A 9,848-nucleotide genomic window follows, 5' to 3' on the forward strand; every position below is an offset into this window, starting at 1 on the left:
CCGCCCCCCCGCGGGGGGCCGTGTCTCTCCCCCCCCCCCCCCCCCCCCGGGGGCCGGGGGGCGGGCCCCGGGGCGGCTGTCTCGGAGGGTGCGCCGCCGGTCCTGTCGGCGAGGTAGAAGTTGCCGACGATCTCGCCCGGTCCCTGGCCCGGGACCGGGACGCCGAGGAAGGTACGCATCGGAGGGTGCCCCGGCGGGAATCCGGCCGCGCGCGGGTCGGCCGTCAGATCCGCGAGCCGGATCGGTCCGGGGCTCCGGACCAGCGCGCCGAGGAGTCCGGTGCGCCCGTCCGGGCGGTGCCCGATCCGGCGGGCGGTGGCCTCGTCCACCCCGTACGTGACGAAGTCGGAGAGGCCCTCGCCCTGTTCGTCGACGACACCGATCGCGGCGTACCGGGCGCCGACGAGTTCTGCGGCGGTCGCGCAGATCCGGTCGAGCGTGGCATGCAGCCCGCGCCCCGCGCCGACGGAGCACATCGCCTCCAGGAGCTGGGGGATCCGCGCGGCGGTCTCGGCGGAGAGACCTTCCAGGCTGCCGGCCGCGAGACCGGCGGCTTCCAGGGGATCGAGGGGATCCAGCGGGTCCGGAGGCTCGGGCTCTTCCATGCGTCCGAGAGTAGTAAGGGCTATTTCACACCGAAAGTCGGATTCAGCGCCGCGTGAGGACGGCGGCGGGTTCCGTGGCCGCCGCGCCGAGCAGATCGCCGGCCCGTTCCCTCTCCAGCATCCGCCGCAGCGGCCCCTCGGCAGCGGCGAGTTCACCGTACGGACCGCGCTGTACGGTGCGTCCCTCGTCGAGCACGATCACCTCGTCGACGGCGTCCACGCCCCGCAGCCGATGGGTGATGAGCAGCGTCGTGCGCCCCTCGGTCGCCGCCAGCAGATCGGCGGTCAGCGCGTCGGCGGTCGCCAGGTCGAGGTGTTCGGCGGGCTCGTCCAGGATCAGCACGGGGAAGTCCGCGAGGAGCGCGCGGGCCAGCGCGAGCCGCTGACGCTGGCCGCCGGAGAGCCGGGCTCCGTGCTCGCCGACGAGGGTGTCGAGCCCGTCGGGCAGCGCGTCGACCCAGTCGAGCACCCGCGCCCGGCGCAACGCGTCACGCAGCGCGTCCTCGTCGGCGTCGGTACGGGCGAGCCGCAGGTTCTCGCGTACGGAGCTGTCGAAGAGGTGGGCGTCCTGGGCGCAGAGCCCGACGAGGCGCCGTACGGTGTCGCCGTCGAGCGCCGCCAGATCCGTACCGCCGAGGCGGCAGCTCCCCCCGTCGGCGTCCAGGAAGCGCAGCAGCACCTGGGCGAGCGTGGTCTTGCCCGAGCCCGAGGGGCCGACGACCGCGACGCGCTTCCCGGCGGTCAGCGTCAGGTCGAAGCCCGTGAGCGCGTCCCGGTGCTGACCCGTGTGGCGCGCGGACAGCCCGCGCGCCTCCAGCGGGAACGGCGACGCGGGTGCGGGGGCGGGCCGTTCCGGCTCCTGTACGGGAACGGGCGTGTCCAGCACCTCGCACACCCGCTCGGCGCTGCGGCGGGCCCGCTGCCGGTGGAGCACGGCGAGCGGCAGCCCGCTGACGGCCTCGAACGCGGCGAGCGGGGTCAGCACGATCACGGCCAGTTCGATGCCCGCGAGCCGTCCCGCGTGCACGGCCTGCACCCCCAGGAACGCGGCGACGGCCACGGTCAGGCCGCAGATCAGCGCGGTGAGCCCGGCGCCCAGCGCCTGGGCACCGGCGCTGCGCGAGGCGATCGACGTGAGCGTGTCGTCGGCCGCCCGTACCCGGCGCAGCCGGTCGCGCAGCGCGCCCGCCACGGTCAGCTCCGCGGTGCCCCTGAGCAGGTCGACGACGCGGGTGGCCAGCACTCCGCGCGCCGGTGCGAGGTGGCGCTCGGTATGGCGGGCGCACACACCGCTCAGCAGCGGTACGCCCACCCCGGCGGCCAGCAGTCCGACGGCCAGCGCGGCGCCCGCCTCGGGGAGCAGCCAGGCGGTGAAGCCGACGGCGCCCGCGGAGACGAGCAGCGCGGTGCCGGCCGGGAGCAGCCAGCGGAGCCAGTAGTCCTGGAGTTCGTCCACGTCCGCGACGAGCCGGGAGAGCAGATCCCCGCGCCGTGCCGTGCGCAGCCCGGCGGGCGCGACGCGCTCCAGCCTCCGGTACACGGAGACCCTGAGGTCCGCGAGCATCCGGAGCACGGCGTCGTGCGAGACGAGCCGCTCGGCGTACCGGAACACGGCCCGGCCGATACCGAAGGCGCGGGTCGCGGTGACCGCGATCATCAGATAGAGCACCGGGGGCTGCTCGGAGGCGCGCGAGATGAGCCAGCCGGAGACGGCCATGAGGCCGACGGCCGAGCCCAGGGCGCAGCTCCCGAGGACCAGGGCGAGGGCGAACCGTCCGCGCAGCGTTCCCGCGGCGTCCCGCATCCGCGCGAGCGGGCTCCGGGGTGCCGGGACCGCGCCGCTGCCGGCGGTGCCCTCACCGTTCTCCGGGTCGGCGACGGTGATCAGGGTGGCCGTCCCCACCGCCGTCCCCGCCTGCGCCTGCGCCTGCGCTGCGAGCCCCGCCGTTCCCGCGCGCACCTGCGCCACCGTTCCCGTACGGTCGAACGCGTCCGGGCGCGCGCCTGCCGGCCGCTCCGGCAGCTCGATCACCCGGTCCGCCACCGCGAGCAGCGCCGGCCGGTGGACGACCAGCAGGACCGTACGGCCCACCGCCAGCCGCCGTACCGCCTCGACGATGCCCGCCTCCGTCTCCCCGTCGAGCGCCGCGGTGGGCTCGTCCAGGAGCAGCAGCGGCCGGTCGGCGAGGAAGGCGCGGGCCAGCGCGAGCCGTTGGCGCTGGCCCGCGGAGAGCCCGGCGCCGTCCTCGCCGAGCACGGTCTGCGTACCGTCGGGGAGCGCCGTCACGAAGTCGTACGCGCCCGCCTCGCGCAGCGCGGTGTCCAGGGCCGTGGCGTCCGCGTCGGGGCGGGCCAGCCGTACGTTCTCGGCGATGGTCCCGGCGAAGAGGTACGGCTGCTGGGGGACCCAGGCGATGGTCCGGTGCCAGCGCTCCGGGTCGAGGGTGGCGAGGTCCCGGCCGTCGATCCGTACCCGGCCCTCGTCCGGTACGGCGAAGCCGAGCACCGTGTGGAGCAGCGTGGTCTTGCCGACGCCGCTCGGGCCGACCAGGGCGACGGTCTCCCCCGGCTCGACCGTCAGGGTGACCGCGTCCAGCGAGGGCTCCGTACGTCCCTCGTGGCGGACCGTCACCCCCTCCAGCTCCAGCCGGGGCGTGGCCGGCACCGCGCCGGTGCCGCGTACCGGGGGCTCCGTCTCCAGGACCGCGAAGATCTCCTCGGCGGCGGAGAGACCCTCGGCCGCCGCGTGGTACTGCGCCCCGACCTGCCGGATCGGCAGATACGCCTCGGGCGCGAGCACGAGGACGACCAGCCCGGTGTAGAGGTCGAGGTCCCCGTGGACCAGCCGCATTCCGATGGAGACGGCGACGAGCGCCACCGACAGCGTCGAGAGGAGTTCCAGCGCGAACGAAGACAGGAAGGCGATCCGCAGGGTGCGCAGCGTGGCCTGGCGGTACTCGGAGGTGATCGTACGGATCGCCTCGGCCTGCGCCTTGGCCCGGCCGAAGACCTTGAGGGTCGGCAGCCCGGCGACCACGTCCAGGAAGTGACCGGACAGCCTGGACAGCAGCCGCCACTGCCGGTCCATCCTGGACTGGGTGGCCCAGCCGATAAGGATCATGAACATCGGGATGAGCGGCAGGGTCACCACGATGACCGCGGCCGAGATCCAGTCCTCGGTGACGATCCGGGCGAGCACGGCTACGGGCACCACCACCGCGAGTCCGAGCTGCGGCAGATAGCGGGCGAAGTAGTCGTCCAGCGCGTCGATCCCCCGCGTCGCCAGCGCGACCAGCGAACCGGTGTGCCGGCCGCCGAGCCGGCCGGGTCCCAGCTCGGCCGCCCGTTCCAGCAGCCGTCCGCGCAGTTCGGACTTGACCGCCGCGCTCGCCCGGTGCGCGGCCAGCTCCGTCAGCCAGGAGACCAGGCCGCGTCCGACGGCGACCGCGGCGAGCAGCAGCAGGGGAGTACGCAGGTCGGAGCCGTCGTACCCACGCTGGAACGCGCCGACCACCATTTCGGCGATCAGCATCGCCTGGGCGATCACCAGCGCCGCTCCCGTCACCCCGAGCGCCACCACGGCCACCAGGAAGAGACGGGTGGCGCGGGCGTACCGGAGCAGACGTGGATCGATTGGTTTCACGTGAAACACCCCTTCCTACCGCTGACGACCTACGAGTACTGCCGCGTCCGGACCCGCTACGCGATGTGCTGCGTGCCGATCCGCTTGCGGAACACCCAGTACGTCCAGCCCTGGTAGAGCAGCACGACAGGGGTCGCGATCCCCGCGCACCAGGTCATGATCGTCAGGGTGTACGGGGTGGAGGAGGCGTTCGTCACCGTCAGGTTCCACGCCTCGTTCAGCGAGGAGGGCATGACGTTCGGGAACAGTGTCAGGAAGAGCATCGCGACCACCGCGACGACGGTCACCCCGGAGAAGACGAAGGACCAGCCCTCCCGTCCCGCCGCGACCGCCCCGATCGCGACCAGCAGCGCGGCCACGGCGACGATCGCCGCGACCAGGCTCGCCCCGTCACCGTTGTCGGCCTGGGTCCAGGCCAGGAAGCCGAGGGCCAGCACGGCGGTGACGGCCCCGAGGACGAGCGCCGTCCGCCGGGCCCTGACGCGGATGTCCCCCACCGTCTTGAGCGCGGCGAACACCGCGCCGTGGAAGGTGAAGAGGGCCAGCGTCACCAGCGCGCCGAGCAGGGCGTACGGGGTCAGCAGATCCGCCAGGTTGCCCGCGTACTCCATGTCGGCGTCGATCTTCACTCCGTGCACGATGTTGCCGAAGACGAAGCCCCACATGAGGGAGGGGATCAGGGAGGTCCAGAAGATGGTGTGCTCCCAGTTGCGCTGCCACTTCTCCTCAGGCCGCTTGGAGCGGTACTCGAAGGCGACCCCGCGCAGGATCAGGCAGACGAGGATGAGCAGGAACGGCAGGTAGAAGCCGGAGAAGAGCGTGGCGTACCAGTCGGGGAAGGCCGCGAAGGTGGCTCCGGCGGCGCTCAGCAGCCAGACCTCGTTGCCGTCCCAGACGGGTCCGATGGTGTTGATGAGGACCCGGCGCTCCTTGCGGTCGCGGGCCAGCAGCTTGGTCAGGACCCCGATGCCGAAGTCGAACCCTTCGAGGAAGAAGTAGCCGGTCCAGAGGACGGCGATCAGCACGAACCAGACGTCGTGAAGGTGCATAGCTCCTCAACTCCTCAGTACGAGAAGGCCATCGGCCGGTCGGCGTCCGCATGGTCGCCGCCGATCTTGGTGGGCGGGTTGAGGTCGTCCTCGGTCAGCTCCGGCGGTCCGGCCTTCACGTACTTCACGAGCAGCTTGACCTCGACGACGGCCAGCGCCGCGTAGAGCAGGGTGAAGACGATCATCGAGGCGATCACCTCGCCCTGGGAGACACCGGGGGAGACGGCGTCGGCGGTGCGCAGCACTCCGTACACCACCCAGGGCTGGCGGCCCGTCTCGGTGAAGATCCAGCCCCAGGAGTTGGCGATCAGCGGGAAGAGCAGCGTCCAGAGGGCGGTGATCCAGTACCACCGGGCGAACTTGGGGCTGAGCGCCTTGGTACGGAAGAGGACGAGGTTCGGGACTTCGTCCTCGCCGGTCCGCAGGGCGGGCGGCAGCAGGAACTTCTTGCGGGTGAGCCAGAGCCCGAGCAGGCCGATGCCGAAGGACGCCATGCCGAAGCCGATCATCCAGCGGAAGGACCAGTAGGCGACGGGGATGTTCGGCCGGTAGTCGCCGGGGCCGTACTTCTCCTGTTCGGCCTTGTTCACGTCGTTGATGCCGGGGACGTGGGAGCTGAAGTCGTTGTTGGCGAGGAAGGAGAGAAGGCCGGGGATCTCGATGGCGACGTCGTTGTGGCCCTTGTCGACGTCTCCGTAGGCGAACACGGAGAACGGTGCGGGCCCCTCGCCGTCCCACAGGGCCTCGGCGGCGGCCATCTTCATCGGCTGCTGCTTGAACATGACCTTGCCGAGGGTGTCGCCGCTGACGGCGGTGAGCAGGCCCGCGACGACAACGGTGATCAGGCCGAGGCGCAGCGAGGTGCGCATCACGGGGATGTGCTTCTTGCGCAGGAGGTGGAAGGCCGCGATGCCGACCATGAAGGCGCCACCGACGAGGAAGGCGGCGGTCAGGGTGTGGAAGAACTGGGTGAGCGCGGTGTCCTGGGTGAGCACCCGCCAGAAGTCGGTGAGCTCGGCCCGTCCCGCTTCCTTGTTGATGCGGTAGCCCACCGGGTGCTGCATCCAGGAGTTGGCCGCCAGGATGAAGTACGCGGAGAGGATCGTGCCGATCGAGACCATCCACATGCAGGCCAGATGGATCTTCTTCGGCAGCTTGTCCCAGCCGAAGATCCACAGCCCGATGAAGGTGGACTCGAAGAAGAAGGCGATCAGCGCCTCGAAGGCGAGCGGGGCGCCGAAGACATCACCGACGAAGCGCGAGTAGTCGGACCAGTTCATCCCGAACTGGAACTCCTGCACGATGCCGGTGACCACACCCATCGCGATGTTGATCAGAAAGAGCTTGCCCCAGAACTTGGTGGCCCTGAGGTACTTCGGGTTCTCCGTGCGGACCCACGCGGTCTGCAGCCCGGCGGTCAGCGCGGCGAGCGAGATCGTCAGGGGGACGAAGAGGAAGTGGTAGACGGTCGTGATGCCGAACTGCCAGCGCGCCAGGGTCTCCGGCGCCAGAGCGAGATCCACGTCTTCTCTCCTTACATCAAGCCTGTCCCTGCGACTGAGGGCGTAACGCCGGGTTTGACCCGGTCGTAACACCTGGAACCGGACTAGCTTGTGAACGCGTTCACATTCACAAGCATTATGTCGCACAAGCCTTCCGGATCTTCGCGGGGGGGTCCCTCACCGGCACACCCCCCGGAACCGGGCCGCGCACCCCCGGAACGGAGCCACGCGACCCGGCTCCGGCACCGGGTCCGGACATGCGTCAGGGGTGACCCCGCGAGGCCACCCCTGGAACGGACGTACGAATCGACGCCTCGGCCCCCTACAGCTCCTTGCGGAAGGCCGCCGCGGCCTGGAGGAAGAGGTCGTTGGCCTCGTGCTCGCCGATCGTGACCCGGACCCCCTCGCCCGCGAAGGGCCGTACGACCACACCCGCCGCCTCGCACGCCGCCGCGAACTCCAGCGTGCGCTCCCCCAGCCGCAGCCAGACGAAGTTGGCCTGCGACACCGGCACGGTCCACCCCTGGCCGGCCAGGCCCCCGTACACCCGCTCGCGCTCGGCGACCAGCGAGCCCACGCGCCCCAGCAGTTCGTCCTCGGCGCGGAGCGAGGCGATCGCCGCCTCCTGTGCGATCTGGCTCACACCGAAGGGGACCGCCGTCTTCCGCAGCGCGGCGGCGACCGGCTCGTGCGCGACGGCGAACCCGATCCGCAGTCCCGCGAGCCCGTACGCCTTGGAGAAGGTGCGCAGCACGGCCACGTTCGGGCGGTCGCGGTACAGCTCGATCCCGTCCGGTACGGACGCGTCCCGGATGAACTCGCGGTACGCCTCGTCCAGCACCACCAGCACATCGCCCGGCACCCGGTCGAGGAATCGTTCCAGCTCGGCCCGGTGTGCCACCGTGCCGGTCGGGTTGTTCGGGTTGCAGACGAAGATCAGCCGGGTCCGGTCGGTGATCGCCTCGGCCATCGCGTCCAGATCGTGCGTCTCCCCCGCCGTCAGCGGCACCTGGACAGAGGTCGCCCCGGAGATCTGTGTGATGATCGGGTACGCCTCGAAGGAGCGCCAGGCGTAGATGACCTCGTCGCCAGGGCCCGCGGTGGCCTGGAGAAGCTGCTGGGCGACGCCCACGGAACCGGTGCCGGTCGCCAGGTGCGCGACGGGCACGCCGAACCGGTCGGCCAGCTCGTTCATCAGCCCGGTGCAGGCCATGTCGGGGTAGCGGTTGAAGACGCCGGCCGCCGAGATCGCCCGCTCCATCACCCCGGGCAGCGGGGGGTAGGGGTTCTCGTTGGAGGACAGCTTGTACGCGACGGGCCCGCCCGCCGCGGCCGGCTTGCCCGGCTTGTACGTCGGGACGCCGTCCAGCTCGGCGCGCAGCTTGGGGCTCGTCTCGCTCACCGCGGGTCCTCCTCGGCCGTTCGTCGGTCGGTCGCTCGGTCCGGCCCGTCCAGGCCGTCCCCGCGCCGTCAATCCTGCTCACCCTATGAGGATGGACGGCCGTCGCGTACTGCGGGCGTCGCGAAAAAATGGGGGGAGCACTTCTCTCCCTGGCGTGCGCCGGTGGCTCGCGCCGTGGCGCGCATCCCTCGTAGAGGTGAGTTGAGACCTCTTCGAAACATGGGCCTCTCAACAGGTCCAGACCGCTCCTTGCACAGGAGACCATGGCAGTGACGGTTAACTCCCTCTTCTTCCAAGGAGGTTGACCCTGATCTGGCTTGCAGAAACGTGCCTGCTGCCGGGTGCATATGCGACCGGCCACACCGCCCGCCCGAGCCCTACTATCGGCTCGCCATGACAGCAGCAGGGAAACACCAGGTGAGCCGGACGGACACAAGCCGACGGGGAAGCCGGCAGAGTCGGGCGGGCATCCGGGACGTCGCCGCCGCAGCCGGTGTCTCCATCACGACTGTCTCCGACGCGCTCAACGGCAAGGGCCGTTTACCCGACGCCACCCGAAGCCACGTCCGAGAAGTAGCGGAGCGCCTCGGCTACCGGCCGTCCGCCGCCGCCCGAACCCTCCGTACCGGTAAGTCAGGGCTCATCGGCCTGACCGTGACCACGTACGGGGATGAACCTTTCACCTTCACCGAGTTCGCCTACTTCGCCGAGATGGCCAGGGCCGCGACCTCGGCCGCGCTCGCGCGCGGCTACGCCCTCGTCATCCTCCCCGCCACCTCCCGCCACGACGTCTGGGCGAACGTCGCCCTCGACGGCACGGTGGTCATCGACCCCTCCGACCACGACCCCGTCGTCGCCGAACTCGTCCGCCAGGGCCTCCCCGTCGTCTCCGACGGCCGGCCTGCGGGCACCCTCCCCGTCACCGCCTGGGTCGACAACGACCACGAGGCGGCCGTCCTCGACCTGCTCGACCATCTCGCCGACGCCGGGGCCCGCCGTATCGGGCTGCTCACCGGCACCACCACGGACACCTACACCCGGCTCTCCACCACGGCGTACCTGCGCTGGTGCGAACGCGTCGGCCAGGACCCGGTCTACGAGTCCTACCCGGCCCACGACCCGTGCGCCGGGGCCGTCGCCGCCGACCGGCTGCTGGCCCGCCCGGACCGCCCCGACGCCGTCTACGGCCTCTTCGACCCCAACGGCACCGATCTGCTCGCCGCCGCCCGGCGGTACGGGCTGCGGGTCCCCGAGGACCTGCTGATCGTCTGCTGCAGCGAGTCCACGGTGTACGCCTCCACCGAACCGCCCGTCACCACGCTCTCGCTGAAGCCGCGCCGGATCGGCACCGCCGTCATCCAGCTCCTCATCGACGCCATCGAGGGGATCGAGACCGACCGGCCGGTCGAGCAGGTGATACCGACCGAACTGATCATCCGGACCTCCTCGCAGCGGCGCCCGCCGCGCACCACGGTCAGCGCGCCCCGCTCCCCGGCGGGCGACTGACCGGCGCCGCCCCCGGCGCGTACGCGCCGCCGGTCCCGTACCCGTCGCGCACCGCCGGTTCCGTACGGAAACGGCGGGCCGACCGGGAGGTTTCCGGCCGAGACCCCGTTGGGGCCCCCCGCGGGCCCCGCCCCGCGGGAA

General features: G+C 71.6%; 6 protein-coding genes. 1 reads left to right on the plus strand and 5 read right to left on the minus strand.

The window, feature by feature from the left end; all coding sequences use genetic code 11:
* The 5 genes from ACFXPK_RS15365 to hisC form a co-directional block, all read right to left on the minus strand.
* A partial coding sequence (locus tag ACFXPK_RS15365; protein ID WP_385075470.1) for a GAF domain-containing protein occupies positions 1-605 on the minus strand: 605 nt, incomplete at its 3' end.
* A 43-nt stretch (positions 606-648) separates the two neighbouring features.
* Positions 649-4,248: a thiol reductant ABC exporter subunit CydD gene (gene cydD / locus ACFXPK_RS15370; protein ID WP_385075473.1), complete on the minus strand. Its 3,600-nt coding sequence runs from the start codon at positions 4,246-4,248 to the stop codon at positions 649-651.
* Between the two features lie 56 nt (positions 4,249-4,304).
* Positions 4,305-5,297 (minus strand): cytochrome d ubiquinol oxidase subunit II, encoded by a 993-nt coding sequence (cydB, locus tag ACFXPK_RS15375; RefSeq protein ID WP_384995621.1) that lies wholly within the window; start codon positions 5,295-5,297, stop codon positions 4,305-4,307.
* Positions 5,298-5,311: 14 nt separating this feature from the next.
* Entirely contained in the window at positions 5,312-6,820 is a 1,509-nt protein-coding gene (locus ACFXPK_RS15380) for a cytochrome ubiquinol oxidase subunit I (RefSeq protein WP_384995618.1), read from the minus strand.
* Positions 6,821-7,121: 301 nt separating this feature from the next.
* Positions 7,122-8,201, minus strand: coding sequence for a histidinol-phosphate transaminase (hisC, locus tag ACFXPK_RS15385; protein ID WP_384995616.1), 1,080 nt, complete (start codon positions 8,199-8,201; stop codon positions 7,122-7,124).
* A 393-nt stretch (positions 8,202-8,594) separates the two neighbouring features.
* Here hisC and ACFXPK_RS15390 point away from each other — a divergent pair, with 393 nt between their 5' ends.
* Positions 8,595-9,707: a LacI family DNA-binding transcriptional regulator gene (locus tag ACFXPK_RS15390; RefSeq protein WP_385075478.1), complete on the plus strand. Its 1,113-nt coding sequence runs from the start codon at positions 8,595-8,597 to the stop codon at positions 9,705-9,707.
* Positions 9,708-9,848 lie beyond the last annotated feature (141 nt).

Origin of the sequence: Streptomyces sp. NPDC059142 (assembly GCF_042755665.1) — a bacterium.
Lineage (GTDB): Bacteria > Actinomycetota > Actinomycetes > Streptomycetales > Streptomycetaceae > Streptomyces.